This window comes from Vicinamibacteria bacterium (assembly GCA_035620555.1).
In the GTDB taxonomy this organism is placed as follows: domain Bacteria; phylum Acidobacteriota; class Vicinamibacteria; order Marinacidobacterales; family SMYC01; genus DASPGQ01.
Genome location: DASPGQ010000457.1, coordinates 1 through 21,606, shown reverse-complemented (window position 1 = coordinate 21,606; position 21,606 = coordinate 1). Strand labels below are relative to the sequence as shown.

At 64.4% G+C, this 21,606-nt stretch carries 22 protein-coding genes and 1 pseudogene; 7 read left to right on the top strand and 16 right to left on the bottom strand.

Annotated elements, in window-relative coordinates; genetic code table 11:
* The first annotated feature begins 114 nt into the window (after positions 1 to 114).
* Positions 115 to 1,509, top strand: a complete 1,395-nt coding sequence (locus VEK15_18630; protein HXV62722.1) for a serine hydrolase domain-containing protein — start codon at positions 115 to 117, stop codon at positions 1,507 to 1,509.
* 95 nt (positions 1,510 to 1,604) lie between these two features.
* On the opposite strand, the gene VEK15_18625 is transcribed toward VEK15_18630, so the two are convergent.
* From VEK15_18625 to VEK15_18550, 16 genes and pseudogenes are all read right to left on the bottom strand, one after another.
* Positions 1,605 to 2,804 carry an HlyD family efflux transporter periplasmic adaptor subunit gene (locus VEK15_18625; protein ID HXV62721.1) on the bottom strand — a complete coding sequence of 400 codons (1,200 nt, stop codon included), beginning with the start codon at positions 2,802 to 2,804 and terminating at the stop codon, positions 1,605 to 1,607.
* 12 nt (positions 2,805 to 2,816) lie between these two features.
* Entirely contained in the window at positions 2,817 to 5,189 is a 2,373-nt protein-coding gene (locus VEK15_18620) for an FtsX-like permease family protein (GenBank protein ID HXV62720.1), read from the bottom strand.
* Positions 5,190 to 5,196: 7 nt separating this feature from the next.
* Positions 5,197 to 5,931, bottom strand: coding sequence for an ABC transporter ATP-binding protein (locus VEK15_18615; protein HXV62719.1), 735 nt, complete (start codon positions 5,929 to 5,931; stop codon positions 5,197 to 5,199).
* Positions 5,932 to 5,955: 24 nt separating this feature from the next.
* Positions 5,956 to 6,084 carry a hypothetical protein gene (locus tag VEK15_18610; protein HXV62718.1) on the bottom strand — a complete coding sequence of 43 codons (129 nt, stop codon included), beginning with the start codon at positions 6,082 to 6,084 and terminating at the stop codon, positions 5,956 to 5,958.
* Between the two features lie 174 nt (positions 6,085 to 6,258).
* Complete coding sequence (gene arcC, locus VEK15_18605) at positions 6,259 to 7,170, bottom strand: carbamate kinase (GenBank protein ID HXV62717.1); 912 nt, start codon at positions 7,168 to 7,170, stop codon at positions 6,259 to 6,261.
* Between the two features lie 14 nt (positions 7,171 to 7,184).
* Positions 7,185 to 7,280 carry a hypothetical protein gene (locus VEK15_18600; GenBank protein ID HXV62716.1) on the bottom strand — a complete coding sequence of 32 codons (96 nt, stop codon included), beginning with the start codon at positions 7,278 to 7,280 and terminating at the stop codon, positions 7,185 to 7,187.
* A gap of 18 nt (positions 7,281 to 7,298) precedes the next feature.
* Positions 7,299 to 8,645 (bottom strand): cyclic 2,3-diphosphoglycerate synthase, encoded by a 1,347-nt coding sequence (locus VEK15_18595; protein ID HXV62715.1) that lies wholly within the window; start codon positions 8,643 to 8,645, stop codon positions 7,299 to 7,301.
* Positions 8,646 to 8,752: 107 nt separating this feature from the next.
* Positions 8,753 to 9,112 carry a DUF1428 domain-containing protein gene (locus VEK15_18590; GenBank protein ID HXV62714.1) on the bottom strand — a complete coding sequence of 120 codons (360 nt, stop codon included), beginning with the start codon at positions 9,110 to 9,112 and terminating at the stop codon, positions 8,753 to 8,755.
* A 75-nt stretch (positions 9,113 to 9,187) separates the two neighbouring features.
* Positions 9,188 to 9,850, bottom strand: a pseudogene (gene pgl, locus VEK15_18585) (6-phosphogluconolactonase).
* Between the two features lies 1 nt (position 9,851).
* Positions 9,852 to 10,868 (bottom strand): decarboxylating 6-phosphogluconate dehydrogenase, encoded by a 1,017-nt coding sequence (gene gnd, locus VEK15_18580; GenBank protein HXV62713.1) that lies wholly within the window; start codon positions 10,866 to 10,868, stop codon positions 9,852 to 9,854.
* Between the two features lie 39 nt (positions 10,869 to 10,907).
* A complete protein-coding gene (gene pgi / locus VEK15_18575) occupies positions 10,908 to 12,551 on the bottom strand; it encodes a glucose-6-phosphate isomerase (GenBank protein HXV62712.1) in 1,644 nt (547 codons plus the stop codon).
* Between the two features lie 122 nt (positions 12,552 to 12,673).
* Positions 12,674 to 13,507, bottom strand: coding sequence for an enoyl-CoA hydratase-related protein (locus VEK15_18570; protein ID HXV62711.1), 834 nt, complete (start codon positions 13,505 to 13,507; stop codon positions 12,674 to 12,676).
* On the bottom strand, positions 13,504 to 14,205 hold the full coding sequence (locus tag VEK15_18565; protein ID HXV62710.1) for a formyltransferase family protein: 702 nt from the start codon (positions 14,203 to 14,205) through the stop codon (positions 13,504 to 13,506). Before VEK15_18565 ends, VEK15_18570 begins: the two co-directional genes overlap by 4 nt.
* Complete coding sequence (gene hypE, locus VEK15_18560; GenBank protein HXV62709.1) at positions 14,205 to 15,245, bottom strand: hydrogenase expression/formation protein HypE; 1,041 nt, start codon at positions 15,243 to 15,245, stop codon at positions 14,205 to 14,207. The genes VEK15_18565 and hypE overlap by 1 nt, the downstream gene beginning before the upstream one ends.
* Complete coding sequence (gene hypD / locus VEK15_18555; GenBank protein ID HXV62708.1) at positions 15,242 to 16,387, bottom strand: hydrogenase formation protein HypD; 1,146 nt, start codon at positions 16,385 to 16,387, stop codon at positions 15,242 to 15,244. Before hypD ends, hypE begins: the two co-directional genes overlap by 4 nt.
* Positions 16,388 to 16,389: 2 nt before the next feature.
* A complete protein-coding gene (locus tag VEK15_18550) occupies positions 16,390 to 16,650 on the bottom strand; it encodes a HypC/HybG/HupF family hydrogenase formation chaperone (protein ID HXV62707.1) in 261 nt (86 codons plus the stop codon).
* Positions 16,651 to 16,900: 250 nt separating this feature from the next.
* On the opposite strand from VEK15_18550, the gene VEK15_18545 reads away from it, so the two are divergent.
* The 6 genes from VEK15_18545 to VEK15_18520 all read left to right on the top strand — a co-directional run.
* Entirely contained in the window at positions 16,901 to 18,037 is a 1,137-nt protein-coding gene (locus VEK15_18545) for a hydrogenase small subunit (GenBank protein ID HXV62706.1), read from the top strand.
* A 9-nt stretch (positions 18,038 to 18,046) separates the two neighbouring features.
* Positions 18,047 to 19,756, top strand: coding sequence for a nickel-dependent hydrogenase large subunit (locus VEK15_18540; GenBank protein ID HXV62705.1), 1,710 nt, complete (start codon positions 18,047 to 18,049; stop codon positions 19,754 to 19,756).
* The gene (locus VEK15_18535) at positions 19,753 to 20,427 is read left to right on the top strand and encodes a cytochrome b/b6 domain-containing protein (protein HXV62704.1); all 675 of its coding nucleotides are present in this window, start codon (positions 19,753 to 19,755) and stop codon (positions 20,425 to 20,427) included. Before VEK15_18540 ends, VEK15_18535 begins: the two co-directional genes overlap by 4 nt.
* A gap of 6 nt (positions 20,428 to 20,433) precedes the next feature.
* Positions 20,434 to 20,832 carry a c-type cytochrome gene (locus VEK15_18530; protein ID HXV62703.1) on the top strand — a complete coding sequence of 133 codons (399 nt, stop codon included), beginning with the start codon at positions 20,434 to 20,436 and terminating at the stop codon, positions 20,830 to 20,832.
* Positions 20,829 to 21,317, top strand: coding sequence for a HyaD/HybD family hydrogenase maturation endopeptidase (locus VEK15_18525; protein HXV62702.1), 489 nt, complete (start codon positions 20,829 to 20,831; stop codon positions 21,315 to 21,317). Before VEK15_18530 ends, VEK15_18525 begins: the two co-directional genes overlap by 4 nt.
* On the top strand, positions 21,305 to 21,606 hold a 302-nt coding region (locus VEK15_18520), incomplete at its 3' end, for a hydrogenase maturation nickel metallochaperone HypA (protein ID HXV62701.1). The genes VEK15_18525 and VEK15_18520, both read left to right, overlap by 13 nt.

Genomic DNA, 21,606 nt, shown 5'->3' with positions numbered 1-21,606 from the left:
TGCCCACGGTTTCGCCACCGACGTAACGTCGTCGCGTTGTGTTCCTCCAAGGTGGCTCGACGTTCCCTCGACCGTTCGAGCGGATGACATAGAATTTCCTCCTGAGGAGATTCCATGAAACCGTCAGCGATTGCAGTCCTTGCCGCCCTGACCCTTCTCATCCGGCCCGTCGAGCCGTCCGCGCAGCCGCTGGACCTGGCCTCGCTCGACGCCGAGCTCGCACGCGTCGTGAGGGAGAAGCACATCCCCGGGCTCTCGGTCGGCGTGATGCACGAAGGCCGAGTGATTCTCGCGAAGGCATACGGGGTGAGCTCGCTCGAGACGGGTGAGCCGCTCACACCCGAGACCCTCCTCGCGGTGGGCTCGGTCACGAAGGAGTTCACCTGTACCGCGGCGCTCCTTCTGGCGGAAGAGGGAAAACTCGCGATGGATGAGAAGGTGGCGAAGTACTTCCCCGAGCTCACGCGGGCCTCCGACATCACGCTCCTCGATCTGGGCCAGCACGTCTCGGGGTATCGGGACTACTACCCGCTCGATTTCGTCCATCGGGACATGGCGCGGCCCCGCCCGAGCGACGACGTCATCCAGGAGTACGCCTCGCGCCCACTGGACTTCGAACCGGGAAGCCGCTACTCCTACAGCAACACCGGCTACTTGATGCTGGGCCGCGTCGTCGAGCGGGTGAGCGGCGAGTCCTTCGGGAGCTTCCTTTCGCGGCGCATCCTCGATCCACTCGGCATGCGCTCCACGCGGTACGAGCCGGAGCGCAGCGAGCCCGGGCTCGCCCAGGGTTACACGTCGTTCGCCCTCGCGTCCCCCAAACCCGCCATCGCGGAAGGGGACGGATGGATCGGCGCTGCGGGTGGGATCTGGTCCACGCCGAAGGATCTGCTCGCTTGGGATCTCGCGCTCATGGACGGAAAGATCGTATCGAAAGAGTCGTACGCCGTGATGACCACACCGCGCCGGCTTTCGGACGGAAGCTCGAGCGACTACGGCTGCGGGCTCCGGATCCGCTCGATGGGCGGAGCGACGGTGCTCTCCCATGGGGGCGCGCTCAGCGGCTTCGTCGCCAGCAACGCTTTCGTGCCGTCCACTCGATCCGCGGTGGTAGTCCTCGCGAGCGTGGACTTCGCCGCCCTGGGCGACCTGCCCGACGCCATCCTGGCGAAGCTGCTCCCGCGCCCGGGGGGGCTTCCCGGCATCGCGGGCCCGCCGGCGCTCGAGGTCGCGTCGGCGCTCCTCGAGCAGCTCCGCCGCGGCAGCGTCGATCGCGAGGCGCTCGGGGAGGAGTACGGCATCTATATCACCCCGGAGCGGCTCCGGGCGGCCGCCGCCTCGCTCCAAGAGCTCGGGGAAGTGAGCGGGCTCGAGCTCGTGGGATTGCGCGAGCGCGGTGAGATGGAGGTCGCGAGCTTCCGCCTCTCGATCGGGGCGACCCCCGCCCAGGCGATCCTCTACCGGTCGCGGGACGGCAAGGTCCAGGAGTTCCTGATCAACCGGCGCTGAAGCTCTCGAGCGATCTAGAGTACTCAATGCCGTGTCACTCGACGATCGGCGGAATTGGGTGGCGCGAACGAAGCGTCCTCTGGAGAGTCGAAAGCTCAGCCGCTCATGGGACGGATTCGAGCCACGACGACGCCGTCTCCCAGCTGGTCGGATGGATAGAGAACGCACTCCTCGCCTTCGGCGAGCCCGTCGAGCACTTGGCTCTCGCGAAAGTTGCGGTGGCCGATCTCAACGTGACGAAGACGGGCCGTTCCGTTCTCGACGACGAACACCGCCCAGGTGTCGCCGCTGCGGAAAAGAGCGCTCGTGGGAACCTTCACCACGTCCTCTCCCTCCCAGATCACGATGCGCGCTTCGACCCGGTAGCCGTCTCCCAGCCTCTCCGGCGGGTTGAGGAAATCCCCGATCACGTTCACCCGCTGCTCCTCCACCCCGAGAGCGGAGACCTTGGTGAACGCCGAGGGCTCGACCGTGCGCACCCGAGCGACGAGAGCCTCCTCGCCGCCCCAGTCCTCGATCAGCATCATCGCCCCCGGCTTGACCCGAACGGCATCGGAAGACAGGACGTCCACCACGACTTCGAGCGCCGACGTGTCGCCGATCTCCAGAAGGGGCGTCCCCGCGGCGACCACCTGCTCGCTCCGGGTAAAGATGCGGAACACCCGCCCCGACACCGGCGATCGGATCGCGCGTACCGCGGTGTCCGGCCCACCGGCATCGCCATCCGGGGCGATGCGCCCGCCATCCAGCAGAGCGGCTCGGGCTGCCTCCACTTCGTAGCGCGCGACCTGTACCGCGAACTCCGCCGCTTCCAGCTCTCTCGATGCCGTCGTCTCTCGGAGTCGGTCCTCTTCCTGATCCCGCGCCGACTTGAGGCCCTCGGCGGCGAGGGAATCGGTCCGCTCCCGGGTGCGAGCGGCCTGATCGAGGTTCGCCTGCGCCTGTTTCCATCGCGCGTCGGCTGCCTGCTTCGCCGCGATGGCCGCAGCGAGCCGCGCCTCGGCCTGGCTCCTCGCCCGCTCGTCGAGGGGCACGGGCTGGAGCCGAGCCAGCACCGCGTCCGGCTGCACCCGGTCGCCCTCGTGGAGCTCGATTCGCACGAGCTTTCCCGCGACCGGCGCGGCAAGCAGAAAGTGATCGTGCACTCGGGTCCGACCCTCCTCATCCACCGTGATACGGAGGAGACCGCGGCTGACGAAATCGGTCTCCACTTCGATCGGCTGCGGCCGGACGAGCAGGTAGAGGGCGCTCGCGGCGATGGCGGCGGCGAGCGCGATCTTGAGCGTCCTCTTCACCGGACGATTTCCTCACTCCCTCGTCTTGAGGGCGGCGACGAGATCGAGCCGGTGGATCCGGCGGCGGACGATGATGCCCGACACGAAGGACGCAACCGTGATGACGACGAAGGCAAAGGCGTAAGAGCCGGGGGTGATGACGAGGGGCAAGCGGAAGAGCTCGGTGTCATAGGCGAGCGCGAGCAGAGCGGAGACGCCGTAGCCCACGGCACAGCCGATGGGAATCGCGGCGGTCACGATCGACGCCTGTTCTCCGAGGAGCATCCACGTGACTTCCGACCGCGTGAACCCGAGCACCCGCAGGCTCGCAAGCTCGTGTCCTCGTTCCGATAGCGCCACGCGCGCTCCATTGTAGACGACTCCGAAGGCGATGACGGTCGCGAACAGGATGAGCACCGTAGTGAAGACGCCGAGCGTCCTTCCAAGGGTCTCATCGAAGCCGCGCAGGACCGTTTCCCGGAGCGATACGCCGCTCACCGCCGGCATCCGTTTCAGGGTCCGATAGAGGCGATCCGCCTCCTCCTCGTCCACCGAGAGGAAAGCGCCGGAGACCGTCCCGCCTTCGCGGAGGAATCGATTGAGCGCCCGGCGCTCCATGTAGACGGCTTCGCCCAGGAGCTCGTCGACCAGGGCGGTGACGGGGACGAATCGGAGGGGGCGCTCCCCTTCGAGGACTTCGACGAGCAGCCGGTCCGACACCCGGACGCCGAGCGTCTCGGCGAGATGGGTGGTAAGCGCCACTCCGTCCTCGGGGAGAGGATGCTGCCGCGCGTCGCGATCGATGAGGCGGCGAAGCTCGCCTTCCTGCGGAAGCCCCAGAAGCGCAGTCCGGCGCTCCCGATGTCCGAAGGCGAGCCGCACCGGTACGGCGCGAAACGTTTCCGCGCGAAGGACGCCCGGGAGGCTCGCGAGCTCCAGCCGGGCCCGCTCGGGTTGGGGCCGGTTGAAGGCGATCGCGATCTGTTCGCGCTGCACGAGGCGGAAGTGCACGTCGACCAGAGTGTTGATGGCGTCGAGGAAATACCTGCCGACGACGAGAATCATCACCGCCAGCGAGATAGCGAGAACGGAGAGAATCGTTCGTCCCGGCCGACGCTCCACGTTTCGCAGGATGATTCGACTGGGAACCGAGACGTGGCGCAGAAGCCCGGAACGCTCCCAGATTCCCGCCCGGAACCGGGCGGGCGGCTCCGGTCGCATCGCTTCGGCGGGAGGAAGCTTGACCGCCTTCGATACTGCGGCGAGAGCGCCCACGACTGCGGCCGCCACGGTGACCAGGAGGGCGAGAAACGCCTGCCTTCCCGCCGACTGGAACTGATAGACGGGGAAGCGAAAGTAATCGGCGTACAACGTGGTGAGAGCACGCCCGAGCCAGACGCCGAGGGGAACTCCCAGAGCTCCTCCCACGGCCACCATGGCGAGGATGAGCTTCAGATAATGGAGCCCCACCGCGAGGTCGTAGTAGCCGAACGCCTTCAGGACCGCGATCTGCTCCCTCTCCGTGCCGATGAGTCGCGAGAGAACGATGTGCAGGAGGAAGGCAGCAACCCCGAGAAAGATAGCGGGGTAAATGCGTCCCTGCGCCGTCAGCTCGGTGAGCTCGTTCGAGACGAACTGGTTCGAGAGCTGGTCCTCCCGTCCGTATGCCCCCAGCCCCCCGTATCGCTCGAAAAGCGCGTCCAGAGCGTCGAGGACTCCCTCCACGCGCGCGCCCCGCTGGAGAGAGAGGCTGAGATCGTTGAACGCCCCGTCCATGTCGAACGCCGGACCGAGGACTTCCCGGCTCGCCCATAGGATCCCGAAGCGCTTCCGGTCGGGGAAGATGGTCGTGCCTCCCCGGATCTCGTAGATGTACTCCGGGGAGAGAGCCATTCCCACGATCCGGAGCGTTTCCCACCGCCCGTTCAGGATCGCCCCCAGCCGATCGCCCACCTGAAGGCCGTTCGCCTCCGCGAACGATTCGCTCACTAGCACCTCGTTCGGCTGGCCGGGCTCGAGGTATCGACCCCGGCGGACGTGCAGACGGTTCAGCCTCGGCTGCGAACGCTCGGGGATCGACACCAGCCGGCCGGTGGCGGGCTCGGCGAGCCCGGGCACGTCCAGGGTCACGTCCACCACGATGCGCGTTTCGACCTGATCGACGCCGGGAATCCGCTCGACCTTGCGCACCATCGCGTCGGGAGCCCGCTTCAGGCTCAAGAACGAGTCGGCGAAGCCGTACTCGCGGTAGTACCGGCTCCGGGATGCGAGCATCGACTCGTAGCCGGTTCGCGCCGCGATGAACGTAGCGACGCCGCAGGCGACGATGAGTCCAACGGCGACGACTTGGCCTCGCATCTTGAGGAGGTCGCGGCCGAGCTTGCGGTCGAGCGCGCTCACGACCATGGGAGAGCTACCATTCCACCTCGTCGGGAGCGACTTTACGGGTGTTGCGATGCTCGCTGGCGATGCTCCCGCTGTGCATCCGGATGACGCGGTCCGCCATTCCGGCGATGGCGGCGTTGTGAGTGATGACGGCGGTGGTGGTGCCGAGCTCCTCGTTCACCTGAGCCAGAGCGCGGAGAACGACCTTTCCCGTCTCGACGTCGAGCGCGCCGGTCGGCTCGTCGCAGAGCAGAACGTCGGGTGCCTTGGCGATGGCGCGGGCGATGGCGACCCGCTGTTGCTCTCCTCCCGAGAGCTGGGAGGGAAAGTGATCCATGCGGGACTCGAGGCCCACGAGCTTCAGCGCCTCCGAGGGGTCCATCGGATGCTCGGCGATCTCCGTCACCAGCGACACGTTCTCGCGCGCCGTCAGGCTCGGGATCAGGTTGTAGAACTGGAAGATGAAACCGACGTGCTCGCGCCGGAATCGAGTGAGCGCGCGCTCTCCCGCCGCGCTGAGGTCATGATCGAAGAAGAATACCGAGCCACTGGTAGGGACGTCGAGGCCCCCGAGAATGTTCAAGAGCGTAGACTTGCCGCTTCCCGAGGGACCGAGGAGCACGAAGAACTCGCCCCGGTACAGGTCGAGGTCCAAGGAGCGGAGAGCGACGACGTCGACGTCCCCCATGCGATAGACCTTGCTCAGTCCACGCGCGCGCAGCACGGCCTCGCTCGGGCTCTCCGGTTTCTGCGGCTCTTCCATGCCTCTGGCCGGCTCCCGCCTCCATCAAGGACGCTGGGAGAGCTCGACGCGCGAGCCCCAGTCGTCGATCCGCCGGACGGCGTCGGAGAAGACTTGGATCGCTCCGGTGCCGACGAGAGCGTCGAGAATCACGGCGAGGCGCTCGCGCTTCATACCCAACGCTATTCCAGCTCGGACGGAAAAGAAACCCGGCAGCTCCCTGGACGGGTCACCGAGTGCCACCAGATGACTCGGCTCGCAAGCTCGGCCAAGGCCCGAGGAGAGCGCGATGCTCGCCACGACAACGGGCCAGGCGCGAGGAACCGGACGAACTTCTCAATGTTCTCGTTACGGACTCGCCGAGATTTGCGTGCCCGCGCTTCCCTCCAACATAGCTTCCACTTCGGCGAGCGCCCCGATTACGGCCCGCCGCGCGGGCCTTCCCTCGACGAATCCACACGCGGCCTCCACCTTCGGACCCATCGAGCCGGCATCGAGCTTCAAGGAGGAGAGCTCCGACGGGGTGACGTGACGGAGGGGCCGAGCGCGCGGCTCCCGCCAATCAGCGTAGACCGCATCGACGTCGGTTGCCAGAATCAGAACCTCGACGTCGAGCTGTGACGCTAGTAAAGCGCTCGCCCGGTCTTTGTCGATCACGGCCTCGACGCCTTCGAGACGGCCGTCCTCCCGTCGCACGGTGGGAATCCCGCCGCCACCCGCGCAGATGACGGTGACGCTCTTTTCCAGGAGCCACTGGATCGCCTGGATCTCGAGAATACGTCGAGGGAGCGGCGACGCGACCACCCGGCGCCAATGCTCGCCGTCGTGCGCTAGAGCCCAACGTCCCTCCGCACGGATGCGCTTCGCTTCCCGGTCGTCATACACGGGACCGATCGGCTTCGAGGGCTCGTCGAACGCGGGATCGTGTGCGTCGACTTCCACCATGGTCAGAACCGTCGCCAGGGGACGTCCCGGAAGCAGGCTCCCGAGCTCTTGCTCGATGAGATAGCCGATCATGCCTTCGCTTTCGGCGCCGAGAACGTCGAGCGGATAGGGCTCGACGGGCCGGTAGGCTTCGGCCTGGAGCGCGAGAAGGCCCACCTGAGGACCGTTTCCGTGCGAGACGACCAGCGCATGCCGTTCGGCCAGGGGCGCGAGCGCCTGCGCGGCGACCCGGACGTTGTCTCGTTGGTTGGCCGCCGTCATGGCTTCGCCACGCTTCAGTAGCGCGTTTCCTCCCAAAGCGACCACCACGCGCATCGCCGGTCTTTCGCTCAGTCCCCGAGTGTCGCGACCAGAAGAGCCTTGATCGTGTGCATGCGGTTTTCCGCTTGATCGAATAGGGTGGACGCGCTCGACTCGTTCACCATCGGCGTCGACTCCGCGAGCTACAGGTTGGCCACGAAGGCTTCGATCTCGCCTCGAAGCGTGGGGCCCGGGAGATCCTCGAGATCGTAGCGGATCCGGGTTGAGTCTTGCCGGATGTCGATGAGATGCCGGAGATCGATCGGGGTCGCAACGACCACCGTATCGCAATCGACTGCGGCGATGGTGCGCTCGAGCTCTTCGATCTGCTCAGGGTAGTAGCCCATCGCGGGGAGCTCCAGAGTGAGATGAGGAAACCGGGAAAAGACGTCCTTCAGCGAGCCCAGGGCATGGGGGCGGGGGTCCACGATCTCGGCGGCGCCGTATTGCTCGGCCGCGACTTTGCCGGCTCCGTAAGGCATACCGCCGTGGGTGAGAGTCGGCCCGTCCTCGATGAGGAGAACCCGTTTGCCCCGGATGCGCTCGGGATGCTCGGCGGTCACTTTCGAGCGGGCGCAGATCACTTTCGCGTGCGGATTGACCTTGGCGGCGTTTCCGCGGATTATCTCCACCGCGCCCGGCGGCGCATTCTCCGCCTTGTTGATGAGGATGATGTCGGCCGAGCGGAAATTCGTCTCGCCCGGATGGTAGGCGAGCTCGTGGCCGGCTCGATGAGGATCGGCGAGGGTGATCCAGAGAGACGGATTGAAAAACGGCAAGTCGTTGTTCCCACCGTCCCACATAATGACGTCGGCCTCTTCTTCCGCCCGCGCGAGAATCTCTCCGTAGTCCACGCCCGCGTAGACGATGGTGCCCTCAGCGATGTGCGGCTCGTACTCCTCGCGCTCCTCGATGGTGATGTTGTCGCCCTCGGCGTCGAGATCTTCCATCGTTGCGAAGCGCTGCACCCGCATTTGGTCGAGATCGCCGTAGGGCATCGGATGCCGGACCACCACCACCTGGAGATCCGATGCGCGAAGCACGTCGGCCACGTAGCGGCACGTCTGGCTCTTGCCGCAGCCGGTGCGGACCGCGCAAACGGCGACTACGGGACGGTTCGAGTGCAGCATGGTGCTCTCGGGTCCGAGCAGGGCGAAGTCGGCGCCCGACGCGAGCACCCGGCTCGCGATCGTCATGACCTCGTCGTGTCTCAGGTCGCTGTAGGAGAGGACGCATTGTCGAACGTGGCGCTGGGTGATCAGCGTTTCGAGCTCGTCCTCGGAGTGAATCGGGATGCCGTCGGGATAGAGCTCCCCGCCAAGCGAAGGAGGGTAGCGCCGGCCGACGATGTCGGGGATCTGCGCCGCAGTGAATGCCACCACCTCGAAGCGAGGATCGTTACGAAAACAGGTGTTGAAGTCGTGGAAATCGCGCCCCGCCGCTCCGAGGATGAGAACGCGCCGTTTGTCGGTGGTTTGTCGCTCACTCATGGGGCCAGACTACCTCGCCGCGAACCGTGCAACTTTTCGTACCATGACGACAACCGACGTGACACGCAAAATGCCCGACCGCATGCGTGATGTTCGGATGCGTACCGTCAGACGTCGACGAAGACCTTGAACCCGCCGTAGAGCATGCGTTTCACGTCGAACGGCATGGCTTTCGGATCCAGCATCTCGGCCAGGCGCGCATCGTTCATGACCTTCTTGTTGACCCGGTCTCGTTGCGCCCTCGACTTGTACCCGATCCAGGAGAACACCACGGTCTCTCCGCGCTTCAGTCGGATCTTCTTGGGAAACGGAAGCATGCCCTTCACGAACAGATCGTCACCCACGCACTCCTTATACTCGAGAGCGCCGTGCTCGCGAAAAACCTTGCCCGCCTTCGTGGATAGACGCCGATAAGCTGGCAGATTCTTTTTGGACACGGGCAGAACGAATGCATCGACGTAGCGCATTTTCTCTCCTTGGTTGGTTTTGGGTTCCATCGGAACTCGTTTCTGGATTGTGTCGCTTCTCGCAGCGGCCCGATCGGCGAGCACCAACGCATGTTCCCGCTGAATCCTGCTGGCCGGGATCGACCTATCGCCTCCGCGCAACCGCGCAAGCGAGTCGATTTTGTCGCTTCCCGTTACCAGCCACAGGATGAGGCGAGAGCGATTGAGCATTGGATAGGTCAAGGTCATCCGGCGCCGCCCTTGATAGATCCTCGTCAGCGCGACGTCCCTGTTGGTAACGTCGAGCACGGGATCGCCGGGCACCAACGAGGCGGTGTGGCCGTCGGGGCCGAGGCCCAGGTGAGCGAGGTCGAGCACCGGCGGTGAGCCGGCGATCTCCTCGAGCGTCACCATGTAGCGTTTGGCCGCAGCCTCCAAGTCGGGCGACTCGACGGGCATGGCGTGGATCTGCTCGGGCCTGAGCGGCGCGTGCTCGAGCAAGCTCTCGAGTAAACGAGTCAGGTTTCGATCCGGATCGCCCGCCGGCGCAACGCGCTCGTCAACCTGAACGACGTGCACGTGCTTCCACTTCAGCTTTTCCAACGCCAGAGCTCGCAGCATTTGCCACGGAGTACGGCCGCCGCTGACCGCCATCACGAAACGTCCACGCTCGGCGATGGCCGTCCGGGCATTCGCAGCGATCACTCGGGTAGCCTCGCGGGCGACGGCATTGGCATCCGCGAGTATCTCGACCTTCATATCACTTTGCTGATTTTTCCCGATGTCCGCCGAACTCATAACGCATCGCCGAGAGCAGCTTATCCGCGAAAACTGCCTCGCCCCGGGAGCTGAACCGCTCATAGAGCGCTGCACTCAAGACGTGCGCCGGCACGGCCTGGTCGATCGCCGCCTTGATCGTCCAGCGACCCTCACCAGAGTCCGATACCCGGCCCTCGAACTTCTCGAGGCCGGGATCCCGAATCAGGGCCGCTGCGGTCAGGTCCAGGAGCCAGGAAGCGATCACGCTGCCGCGCCGCCACACCTCGGCGATGTCCGGCAAATTCAGGTCGTACTGATAGTGCTCCGGATCACGCAATGGCGTCGTCTCGGCGTCGATATCGTGCTTTCCCTTGCCGACGTTGGCGGACCGCAGGATCCCCATTCCCTCGGCGTAGGCGGCCATGATCCCGTACTCGATGCCATTGTGGACCATTTTGACGAAGTGGCCGGCGCCATTTGGGCCGCAGTGCAGGTAACCCTGTTCGGCGGTGCCGCCGACACGTTCGCGGCCCGGTGTACGCGCTAAGTCGCCCGAGCCGGGAGCGAGCCGCCGAAAGATTGGATCGAGGTGCTCGACCACGTCGCTTTCACCGCCAATCATCATGCAGTAGCCTCGCTCCAAGCCCCAGACTCCACCGCTGGTGCCGACGTCGACATAGTGGATTCCTTGGGGCGCGAGCTCCTTGGCGCGCCGGATGTCGTCCACATAATAAGAATTGCCGCCATCGATGAGAATGTCATCGCGTTCGAGGTGGGGGACTAGGTCCTCGATCGTCTTGTCCACCACCGCCGCGGGAACCATCAACCACACCGCCCGAGGCCTGGTCATTTTCTTCGCGAAGTCTGCGAGCGAGGAGGAGCCAACGGCTTTCTCCTCGACCAACTCCTGCACCGCTTTCGGCGAAACATCGAAGATCACGCACTGGTGGCCGCCCTGGAGCAGCCGCCGCACCATGTTGGCGCCCATTCGGCCGAGACCAATCATTCCGATTTCCATCGCTGACTCCTTATCAGCTCGAACAGGAAGGCAAAGATTTCACGATGTCTTCTTCAACTTTCGGTACTGATGAATCAGGTTATTGGTCGAGCTGTCATGGGCGAGCGCGGGTTCTTCCTTGCTCTCGAGCTCCGGGATGATCCGACGGGCCAATTGCTTGCCAAGCTCGACGCCCCACTGGTCGAAGGAGTCGATGTTCCAGATGGCGCCCTGAGTGAAAACGTTGTGCTCGTAGAGAGCGACCAGCTTGCCGAGGGTTTCCGGCGTGAGCCGGTCAGCAAGTATCGTGTTCGATGGGCGGTTGCCGTCGAAGACGCGGTGGGGAACGAGCCAATCCGGCGTGCCCTCCGCCTTGACCTGTTCCGGAGTCTTGCCGAACGCCAGCGCCTCGGTCTGGGCGAAAACGTTCGCCATCAGCGCGTCGTGGTGCCGGCCCAACGGGTTGAGCGTCCGACCGAACCCGATGAAGTCACAGGGGATGAGCCGAGTTCCCTGGTGGATCAACTGGTAGAAGGAGTGCTGTCCGTTGGTCCCCGGCTCGCCCCAGTAGATCGGGCCGGTTTCGTAGGCCACTTTGTTCCCGCCGAGCGTGACCTGCTTGCCGTTGCTCTCCATTGTCAATTGTTGCAAGTAGGCCGGAAAGCGCTCGAGATACTGCTCGTAAGGCAGCACGGCGACGGTCGCGGCGCCGAAGAAGTCGCTGTACCAGACGGCGAGCAGCCCCATGAGCACCGGCAAGTTACGTTCGAAAGGAGCGTTTCGGAAGTGCTCGTCCATCTGGTGAAAGCCATTCAGCATGGCGCGGAAATGCTCCGGCCCGACAGCGAGCATGGTCGATAGACCGATCGCCGAGCCCATGGAATAGCGGCCGCCGACCCAGTCCCAGAACCCAAATATGTTGTTGGGGTCGATGCCGAACTTCGCCACTTCCTCGGCGTTGGTCGATACGGCGACAAAGTGCTTGGCGATCGCCTCTTCGTTTCCGCTCGAGCCCCCGAGCAACCACTCGCGAGCCGTGTGGGCGTTGGTCATCGTCTCCAGAGTCGTGAAAGTCTTCGAAGCAACGACGAAGAGTGTCTCCTCCGGGTCGAGATTCTGGACGGCTTCTGCGAAGTCCGTGCCGTCGACGTTGGAAACGAAGCGAAACGTCATGGCCCGCTCGCTGTAGTGCTTCAGCGCTTCGTAGGCCATGGCCGGTCCCAGGTCGGAGCCGCCGATGCCGATGTTGATGACGTTCTTGATGGACTTGCCGGTGTGGCCCTTCCAATCTCCGGCTCGTACTCGATTGGAGAATTCAGCCATCTTGTCGAGCACGGCGTGGACCGCCGGAACCACGTTTTCGCCGTCGACGAGGATCGAGGCGTCTTTCGGGGCGCGGAGAGCCACGTGCAATACGGCCCGGTTCTCAGTGACGTTGATCCTCTCACCCCGGAACATGGCGTCGATGCGCCCTCGCAGACCGGATTCGACAGCCAGTCGGAGCAGAAGCTCGAGGGTTTCGTCGGTGATGCGGTTCTTCGAATAGTCCAGATAGAGGCCCACCGCCTCGACCTTCATCCGATCGCCGCGATCAGGGTCATCGGCAAAGAGGTCTCGGAGATGGAGCTCACGGATTGTCAGGTGATGACTTTCGAGGTCCTTCCATGCTTTACGCTCCGTGAGCGGCACGATTCGTGCTGCCATATGCCTCCTTTTGCCTGCTTCGTAAGGGGTCTCGCACACTCGCCTGCACCGAGAGGCCGATCGACCGGTCGCCTGATGGCTGCCTTGGTGATTGTAATACGCGAGGAAACGAAAAGTGGTTTCTAGCGCCCTTCGAAGCTCGGCGGTCTCTTCGCGAAGAAGCTCTCGAGCCCTTCGGCGAAGTCGCCGCCGTCGGCAATCTGCGCGAGGCTGACGAGCTCGCGATCGAGATGATGGTCGAGCCGGTCCACCCCCGCTGCCTGATTGATCAGAGACTTCGCGACGGCATAGGCCTTCGTCGGGCCCGCCGCGAGACGCTCCGCGAGGGCCATCACCTCGGCGTCGAAGCTCTCCGTCGGGTACACGGCGTTCACCAGGCGGAGAGCACGCGCCTCAGTGGCATCGAGCCTCGGATTGAGCAAAATTAGCTCCATCGCCGTTCGGAGCCCGACGAGCCGTGGTAGAAAGAAGGTCGAGCTTTCCGCCCCGGTGAGGCCGGTCTTGGGATAGGCCCACTCGAACGAGGCCCGATCGGATGCGAGCACCAGGTCGCAGGCCATGGCGATTCCGAAGCCACCCGCCGCGGCCACCCCGTCCACCGCGGCGATGAAAGGTTTTGGGGCTCGCTTGATCTCCGAAATCGTGCTGTGGAGGTACTCCAGGATCTGCTTGAAGATCTCGCCGAAACCATCGGGAAGCTCGCGGCTGTCCGGCTGCATGTAGCCGATGTCGCTCTTGTCACCCCCCCTGGCGATATACTTCAGATCGGCACCGCTCGAGAACACCCCTCCGCTTCCGCGGATCACCACGGCACGCACCGACTCGTCGCGCGCATACTGCAGCCCCGCTTTGCGAAAGTCCCGTGCCGTGGAGACATCGAAGGAGTTGAAGCGCTCGCGGCGATCGATGGTGATGGTGCCCACCGCCCCGGTCCGTTCCATTCGGATGTGGCTCATGGCACCAAGCAAGCGGGCTCTCGAACCGATATCCTTTCGATCGATTCGCTCAGAAGAGGCCCCCAGGCGGTGGCGAGCATCCACTCCTGATGGGCGAAAGCATAGGCCTTGACGACGTCGATGGCGCCGCGGCGCAATGCGTCAGCCACGAGGGGTGAGACGGGAAAAGCCTGGGAGCGGCAGAGGATCGGTCCTTCGTCGAGAACCGCCGTGACGAGATGCGCCGTGGCCCGCGTCTCGGTCTCGCCGGCGATGAGGGCATCGCGCACGGCGCGCAGGCCGACGTAGCGGGGGCGTCCGCTCGCATCCCGCTTGGCCAGGTCGCTCCCGTGGATATTCACGATGCGCGAGCCGAACGCATGGAGCATCGGCTTCGTCAGGATGAGGAGGTAGCTCGAGAGAAGAATCAAATCCGGCTCGAACGGCGCGAGGAGCTCCACGGTCGCGGCGTCGTAGTGCGGACGGACAGTGAGGTCGGTCCGTTTCGTCGCTCGTTCTCGGCAGAAACGCGCGAATGCGTGGGTGAGAAACGGGGTGCCCCGAGCCTCGGCTTCGGCGCGAGCGCTCGAGTCCTCTTCGCTCGAGACGCAGCACACGATCTCGTAGAGCGAGCCGCGGTTCGGATCGGACGTGAGCAGGTGGCGAAGTCCGGGCGCGCGCTGCGAGCAGAGCAAGGCGACTCGAAGTGGCCCGGTCATCAGCAGATCCTCGGCAAGGGCTCTCCCTCGGGCTCGACGAGAAGCCGCCTGCCGAAACCGGTGTCGAGCACGACCTTGCCCCGGGCATCGGCCAGGCAGGTTCCCACGATCGCTGCCTCCCGGCCGAGGGGGTGGTTTCGGAGCGCCTCGAGAACCGCTTCGGCCGAGTCGGGAGCCACTCCGAGGACGGCCTTGCCCTCGTTCGCGACGTGAAGAGGATCGATTCCGAGCAGCTCTCCCGCCGAACGTGCTTCGGCGGTGACCGGGACTTTCGATTCCTCGAGAAGAATCCCGACGCCGCTCTTCGACGCCATTTCGTGGAGGGCGCTCGCGAGCCCCCCTCGCGTCGGGTCCTTGAGTGCGACGATCGCGTCTCCGCCGCATTCGAGAGCGCAACGTACGAGGCCGTTGAGTGGCGCGACGTCCGAGTGGAGCTCGGAATCGAGATCGAGCCCGTGCCGTCCCACCATGACCGCGAGCCCGTGATCTCCCATCGTTCCGCTCACCAGGATGCGATCGCCCGGTCGAAGGCCCGAGTCGCGCACGATGTGATCCGTGATGCCGATGCCCGTGGTGTTGACGACGAGCCCGTCGAGCTCGCCTCGTCCCATGACTTTCGTGTCACCGGTGATGATCGTGGTTTCCGCCTCGATGCACGTGGCCCGCAGCGACTCCTGGACGCGCTCGAGATCTTTTCTCGCAAACCCTTCTTCGACGATGATGGCGCAGGTGAGTCCGAGAACGTCGGTCGCTCCCATCATCGCCAGGTCGTTCACCGTTCCCGACACCGCCAGCCGTCCAATATCGCCGCCGGGGAAGAAGATCGGGTGGATGACGTGGGAGTCGGTAGTCAGCACCAGGTATCGATCGCCGAAGCGAAGTGCCGCGCCGTCGTCCATCGCGGAAAGGCCCACGCCCTCGACTTTCATCTCCGGGAGACCGGAGGCGAAAACCTCTTCGATGAGGGCCCTCATCGCCCGGCCGCCGGCGCCGTGCTTCAGGCCCACGGTCTCGTCGATGCGAGGGGTGTGAGAGATCATACAGATACCGTCGTCAAATCCGGATGGCCGCCGTACTGGTGCCAGATCTTGCACGTGCCCTCGCTGCTCACCATGCAGGCCCCCACGGGGCTCTCGGGAACGCAGTCTCTTCCGAAGAGCTCGCAGTCCGAAGGGGACGAGATCCCCGCCATGATGTCTCCGCAGATGCACTGCGAAGTCAATGCGGAGGGCGCGTAATCCCACAGCCCCGACAGATCGATGGCGAAGCGTTTTCGCGCGTCGTACGCAGCCCATTCGTCTTTCAATCGAAGGTTTCCATTGGGGACGTGGGCGATTCCGCGCCACCGGCCGCCGACGGGGCGGAAGACCTTCCAGAGTTTTTGCTGGGCCGCCAGGTTTCCTTCGCGCGTCACGCAGCGCGGGTAGGCGTTCACGACCCGGGGCGTTCCCTCGAGAATGATCTCCAGGAGCTGCACGAGACCGGCGAGGATGTCCAGAGGCTCGAACCCGGCGACGACCACGGGAACGCCGTGCCTCGCTACGAACGGCTCGAAAACCCCCCAGCCCGTGATCGTGGCAGCGTGACCGGCAGCGAGAAAGCCCTCCACCCGGCTGGAAGGCATCTCGGCGACGATCTCCATGACGGGAGGAATGTACTTGTGAGCGGAGAGAACGGAGAAATTCGTCGGGGGATCCGCGAGAATCACCGCCGCGGTGGCAACCGCCGTGGTCTCGAAGCCGCTCGCGAAAAATACCAGCTCCTCGTCGAGACCGCGGGCGAGCTCGACCGCCTGCGAGACACTGTAGACGACGTCGACCTTCGCCCCTTCGGCCCGGGCGTCGGCGAGCGAGGCGACCGTTCCCGGAACCCGGAGCATGTCCCCGTAAGTGGCGACCCGGACTCCCTGGCGCGCCAGGACGACGGCCTCGTCCACCTCCGGGACATCGGTGATGCAGACGGGACAACCCGGTCCCATGATGACGTCGAGTGCTCTGGGAAAGCTCGCGCGCAGGCCGAATTTGGCGATGGCCTGCTCGTGGCTTCCACACACGTGCATGACGGAGATGGGCCTCCGATCGATCGCCCGAGTCAACCGAGTGAGAGCACCCGCGAGCGCTCTTGCCCGCGCGGGGTCTCGGAACTTGACCTCATTCAGCCCGTCGTCCGCCGAGCCGCGCATCGTCAATCGCCTGCCTCGATCTCGCTCCTCACGTCGGCGGCCATGATGTCGGTCTCCGCCTCGCGAAGGAGCTGCTCGTAGAGAGCGAGCGTCTCTCGGATCTCGCTCTCGGGGATGCGGCGGATGGCGAAGCCGACATGGTTCAAGATGTAGTCGCCAACCGCGATGGGCTCATCCACCACGTCGAGGCGCACCGTGCGTCGAACGCCGAAGAAATCGACGTTGGCGCGTAGCCCCTCGATGGATACCACTCGTCCGGGCACGCCCAAACACATGCCCTCGTTTGACTACAAGGAATATGCCAACCGATCTTCGTGAGACCACGAAGGCTTTTTCCCGACTCGTCACTGGATGGAGCGTCGAATGACGCAGTTTTTGAGCAATTGCCCCAATTCTTCCGACGAGGTGAACACGAGTCGGGTCAAGTACAAGAAGAACTACACATCGAGCCGACGAACGAAGTGGCACGTGGCTTGCTCTCGGCAACCATCAAGAACTGAACGGAGGTGAGCCATGCCCCAGACCGGGCGTCACCAGTCCCCGCCTCCCGCAGAGGAGACATTCTACGAGGCCATCCAGAGAAAAGGCCTCTCGCGCCGCGACTTCATGCAGTTCGTCGGCGCCGTCGCCGGAATGCTCGGTTTCGACGCCGTGGTCATCCCGAGGATCGCCGAAGCGCTCCAGGCGAGGCGCAAGATTCCTCTCGTCTGGCTCGAATTTCAGGATTGTGCCGGCAACACGGAATCCTTCCTGAGAGCGGCCAAGCCCTCGGTCGACGAGATCATTCTCGATGCCATCTCGTTGAACTACCACGAGACGATCATGGCGGCCGCGGGACACCTCGCTGAGGAAGTCCTCCAGAAAACGGTTCGGGAGTCAAAAGGGCAGTACCTCGCCGTCGTGGAGGGGTCGATTCCCATGGCCGACGGGGGCATTTACTGCACGATTGGCGGACGTTCCGCGCTAGATATCGCTCGCGAGGTTTGTGGGAACGCTCTGGCCACCGTGGCCGCCGGTACGTGTGCCGCCTTCGGTGGAATACCCGCCGCGGCTCCGAATCCGACGGGAGCCGTGAGCGTCTCGGCCGCGGTCCCGGGAGCGACGGTCATCAACCTGAGCGCCTGCCCCTTCAATGCCGCCAACATCACCGCGCTTCTCGTGCACTACCTGACATTCAACAAGTTCCCGGCAACCGACAACCTCGGGCGCCCGCTCTTCGCCTACGGAAAACGGATTCACGACGCTTGCGAACGCCGAGCCCATTTCGACGCGGGGCAGTACGCCGAGGGCTTCGGGGACCAGGGTCACCGTCTCGGCTACTGTCTCTACAAGCTCGGCTGCAAGGGTCCGGCGACCTATCAGAACTGTCCGAGCGTCCGCTGGAACGAAGGCATGAACTGGCCCATCGGAGCCGGGCATCCTTGCGTCGGCTGCGCCGAGCCCTACTTCTGGGACACGATGACCCCCTTCTACGAGAGGCTTCCCAAAGTCGCGGGTTTCGGCGCCGACGTCGACGCCGACACTCTTGGAGTGGGGATCGTGGCGGGAACGGCGGCGGCGTTCACCGCGCACGGCATTTTGAAGCGCATGCAGCGCCGGGCGGCCGAGCGCGACGAGAAGGCGGCTCGAAGCGCGAAGAAGCAAGATTGAGAGGGCGAGATGGCTAGAATCGCGATCGACCCAATCACTCGAATCGAAGGGCACCTACGCATCGAAGCGGAAGTCGAGGGCGGGCAGGTTCAGAACGCCTGGTCGTCCTGCACCATGTTCCGTGGAATCGAGATCATCCTCAAAGGCCGGGATCCGCGCGACGTCTGGGTCTTCACTCAGAGGATTTGCGGCGTCTGCACGACGGTGCATGCGATCACCTCGGTTCGTGCCGTCGAGGATGCTCTCGGCATCACCGTTCCCGAGAATGCCGAGATCATCCGATCGCTCATCGCCGGGTTGCAGCAAGTCCAGGATCACGTCGTCCACTTCTATCACCTGCACGCTCTCGACTGGGTGGACATCGTTTCCGCGCTGAGAGCGGATCCCGCTCAGACGTCGACGCTTGCCCAGTCGATCTCGGAGTGGCCCCTTTCGAGCACGACCTACTTCAGGGGAGTTCAGCAACGGGTGCAGGCGTTCGTGGACGCGGGGCAGCTCGGCCCCTTCGACAACGCTTACTGGGGCCACTCCGCTTACCGGCTTCCCCCCGAGGCCAACTTGATGGCGGTCGCGCACTATCTAGAAGCTCTGGAATGGCAGCGAGACATTATTAGGGGACACGCCATCCTCGGTGGCAAGAACCCGCATCTGCAGACGTACCTCGTGGGAGGCATGGCGGTGCCTCTGGATCCCAATAGTCAGCAAGCGGTGAACGCCGGCAGCATCGCCACGCTCCAGAGTCTTTTCCAGAAGGCCAAGACTTTCGTGGAGCAGGTCTACATTCCCGATCTTCTCGCCATCGCGAGCTTCTATCCCGATTGGGCGAGTCATGGAAAGGGAGTCGGAAACTACATGTCCTACGGAGACTTCCCGACCACGGCGGCGCTCGATCCGGCGCAGCTCTTTCTCCCCCGTGGAATCATCTTCGACACGGACCTGAGCGCGGCGCAGCCTCTGGACATGCAGCGGATTCGCGAGTACGTGGCCCATTCCTACTATGAGTACGCGGCGGGAGATGCCGAAGGGCTCCATCCGTTCCAGGGCGAGACCACCCCGCGCTACACCGGTCCGCAACCTCCTTACGAGTTTCTCGACACCGAAGGCAAGTACTCCTGGCTCAAGGCACCACGCTACGAGGATCGTCCCATGGAAGTCGGGCCGCTCGCCCGAATGCTCGTGGCTTACGCGAGCGGGCACGAGAGGGTGCGCGAGCTCGTTGGAATGGTTCTGGGTCGGCTGCAAGTCGGACCCGAGGCGCTGTTCTCCACTCTCGGCCGGACGGCGGCGCGCGGGATCGAGACTCTCGTAATCGCCGAGCAGCTTCTCGGCTGGCTCGACAAACTGGCATCGAACATGGACCGTGGCGATCTGAGGATCCACAACGACGAGAAGTGGGATCCCTCGACCTGGCCCGCTGAAGCCGAGGGCTGGGGCTTTCACGAGGCTCCCAGGGGAGCTCTCGGTCACTGGGTGCGCATCGAGAAAGGCAAAATCGCGGGCTATCAAGCGGTGGTGCCCAGCACCTGGAACGGCGGACCGCGGGACGCGAGCGGCCAGCGCGGGCCCTATGAGGAGGCTCTCGTAGGAACTCCGATCGCCGACTCCGAGAAACCACTCGAGATTCTGCGCACCGTGCACTCGTTCGATCCCTGCATGGCCTGCGCGGCCCACATCGTAGACGCTCGGGGGCGGAAGCTGAGCGAGGTCAAAGTGCTATGAACGCTTCGGAAACCTGGGTGGGCGAGTCGAGATACGTTTATCAGCTGCCTCTTCGCCTCGTACACTGGATCGTCTTCTTGGACCTCATCGTGCTCTCCGTCTCCGGCTACTGGATTGGCTCGGGAGATCTTCCGGCAGGTCCCGGCGGCGATTTCCAGATGGGTACGATCCGTTATGTCCACACGTTGGCGGGCTGGGCGCTTTTCGCCGCGCTCCTCCTGCGCATCTATCTCTTCTTTTTCGGAAACGTCTACGCTCGGTGGACGGACTTCATACCCCATCGCCGAGAGCACTGGCGTGATGTAAAAGAAGTTTTTCTTTTTTACACTTTCATTCGAAGGGGCTATCCACACGCGGAGTACGGTCACAACCGGCTGGCGTCGCTCACTTACCTGGTCGTCTATCTCCTGATCCTCTTCATGGTCGTTTCTGGCCTCGCGCTTCACGGGATGGCGTTTCCCGTAGGGTGGCAGGCGTGGCTCACGTGGCCCCTGGCGTTCGTGACTGCCCCCACGCTTCGTCTCATGCATCACATGGGAATGTGGCTCCTCTGGGGTTTCGTCGTCCATCACATCGCCAGCGTCTTTCTTGCCGATAACCAGCAGAGGGGAGGTCTCGTAGGGGGCATCTTCTCCGGATACAAGCTGGTGCCGAAGAGAGTCAAGCGGTGAGCGGTCATGAGAGCTCAATGGATTGCCCTGGTTGCTGGCGTGCTCGTCATCGGCTGTGGCAGCGAGAGTTTTCCCGAGCCCCCCGATGAGCTCCTCGCGTCGGCGGCCGCCATCCGAGACGGGGAAGCGACTTACCGCAAGAACTGCAGCATCTGCCACGGCGCGCGCGGCCACGGCGACGGTCCGCAGGCGAGAGACCTGGACCCCGCGCCCGCCGATCTGGCCAATCTGACCGGGGTGCGAGCCGATCCGGGGTACTGGTTCTTTCGCATCAAGGAAGGCGGCAAGCAGGAGCCTCTGGCGAGGTCGCGGTCGGCCATGCCGGCGTGGGGTGAGCACTTGAGCGACGAGGAGATCTGGCAGGTCGTGGCCTATCTGAAGGTCATGATCGAGGGGCGAACGTGACGGCTCCGATTCTCGTTCTCGCCCTCGGGAATCCTCTTCTTCACGACGAGGGTGTCGGAGCGAGTGCTCTCGAAAGGCTGTGTCGGCGCGAGCTGCCGAACTCGGTCGAGCTTCTCGACGGTGGCACGGCCGGCTTGAGTCTGGTGCCTCGATTTCGTCAGGCGGAGAGAGTGCTCGTGCTCGATGCCGTGCGCGCCGGAGCCGAGCCGGGGACGATTCTGCGGCTCGAGGGGACCGCTCTCCCTGCCGAGGTCTTCGGCATAACGTCGCCCCACCAGCTCGGTTTGAGCGACATCCTGCGCGCGGTGCGTCTCGCTGGAGGTCCGCGCGAGGTCGTGGTCCTCGGCGTCGAACCGCTGACGACCGAGCCGGGGATCGGTCTCAGCGCTCCGGTCTCGGCTGCTGTCGAGAAACTGGTCGACTGTGCGTTCCTCGAGCTCCGGCGATGGAGCGTGGCGACGAAGGGGGAAAGGTGCACGAGCTAACGGTAGCGGCCTCGCTTCTCGAATGGGCCGAGGAGCAGGCCCGAGTCCACGCGCCGAAGTCGTTGAAGTCGATCGAGCTGGAGCTCGATTCCATGTCCTGCTTGAATCCCGAGGCGCTGCGCTTCGGCTTTCGGGCCCTTACCGCCGAGACGCCACTGGGTGAGGTGGAGCTCGAGTTCGTCGAGTTGGGCGCGACCTACGGGTGCCTGTTTTGTGGGGCGCGGGCTCGCTCGCTCGACTCTCCATCGAGCTGTGGCAGCTGCGGCGCACCGTTGCCGCGCCTGGTGCG

Bases quoted from the DNA above. Each gene is read 5' to 3' on its own strand.
- VEK15_18590 (HXV62714.1), bottom strand. From the start codon at position 9,112: ATGCGCTACGTCGATGCATTCGTTCTGCCCGTGTCCAAAAAGAATCTG.
- pgi (HXV62712.1), bottom strand. From the start codon at position 12,551: ATGGCAGCACGAATCGTGCCGCTCACGGAGCGTAAAGCATGGAAGGAC.
- VEK15_18545 (HXV62706.1), top strand. From the start codon at position 16,901: ATGCCCCAGACCGGGCGTCACCAGTCCCCGCCTCCCGCAGAGGAGACA.
- VEK15_18610 (HXV62718.1), bottom strand. From the start codon at position 6,084: ATGAAGCGCGAGCGCCTCGCCGTGATTCTCGACGCTCTCGTCGGCACC.
- arcC (HXV62717.1), bottom strand. From the start codon at position 7,170: ATGCGCGTGGTGGTCGCTTTGGGAGGAAACGCGCTACTGAAGCGTGGC.
- VEK15_18540 (HXV62705.1), top strand. From the start codon at position 18,047: ATGGCTAGAATCGCGATCGACCCAATCACTCGAATCGAAGGGCACCTA.
- VEK15_18630 (HXV62722.1), top strand. From the start codon at position 115: ATGAAACCGTCAGCGATTGCAGTCCTTGCCGCCCTGACCCTTCTCATC.
- VEK15_18530 (HXV62703.1), top strand. From the start codon at position 20,434: ATGAGAGCTCAATGGATTGCCCTGGTTGCTGGCGTGCTCGTCATCGGC.
- VEK15_18565 (HXV62710.1), bottom strand. From the start codon at position 14,205: ATGACCGGGCCACTTCGAGTCGCCTTGCTCTGCTCGCAGCGCGCGCCC.
- VEK15_18535 (HXV62704.1), top strand. From the start codon at position 19,753: ATGAACGCTTCGGAAACCTGGGTGGGCGAGTCGAGATACGTTTATCAG.
- VEK15_18615 (HXV62719.1), bottom strand. From the start codon at position 5,931: ATGGAAGAGCCGCAGAAACCGGAGAGCCCGAGCGAGGCCGTGCTGCGC.
- hypD (HXV62708.1), bottom strand. From the start codon at position 16,387: ATGCGCGGCTCGGCGGACGACGGGCTGAATGAGGTCAAGTTCCGAGAC.
- VEK15_18595 (HXV62715.1), bottom strand. From the start codon at position 8,645: ATGAGTGAGCGACAAACCACCGACAAACGGCGCGTTCTCATCCTCGGA.
- VEK15_18620 (HXV62720.1), bottom strand. From the start codon at position 5,189: ATGGTCGTGAGCGCGCTCGACCGCAAGCTCGGCCGCGACCTCCTCAAG.
- VEK15_18570 (HXV62711.1), bottom strand. From the start codon at position 13,507: ATGAGCCACATCCGAATGGAACGGACCGGGGCGGTGGGCACCATCACC.
- gnd (HXV62713.1), bottom strand. From the start codon at position 10,868: ATGGAAATCGGAATGATTGGTCTCGGCCGAATGGGCGCCAACATGGTG.
- VEK15_18600 (HXV62716.1), bottom strand. From the start codon at position 7,280: ATGGTGAACGAGTCGAGCGCGTCCACCCTATTCGATCAAGCGGAAAAC.
- hypE (HXV62709.1), bottom strand. From the start codon at position 15,245: ATGATCTCTCACACCCCTCGCATCGACGAGACCGTGGGCCTGAAGCAC.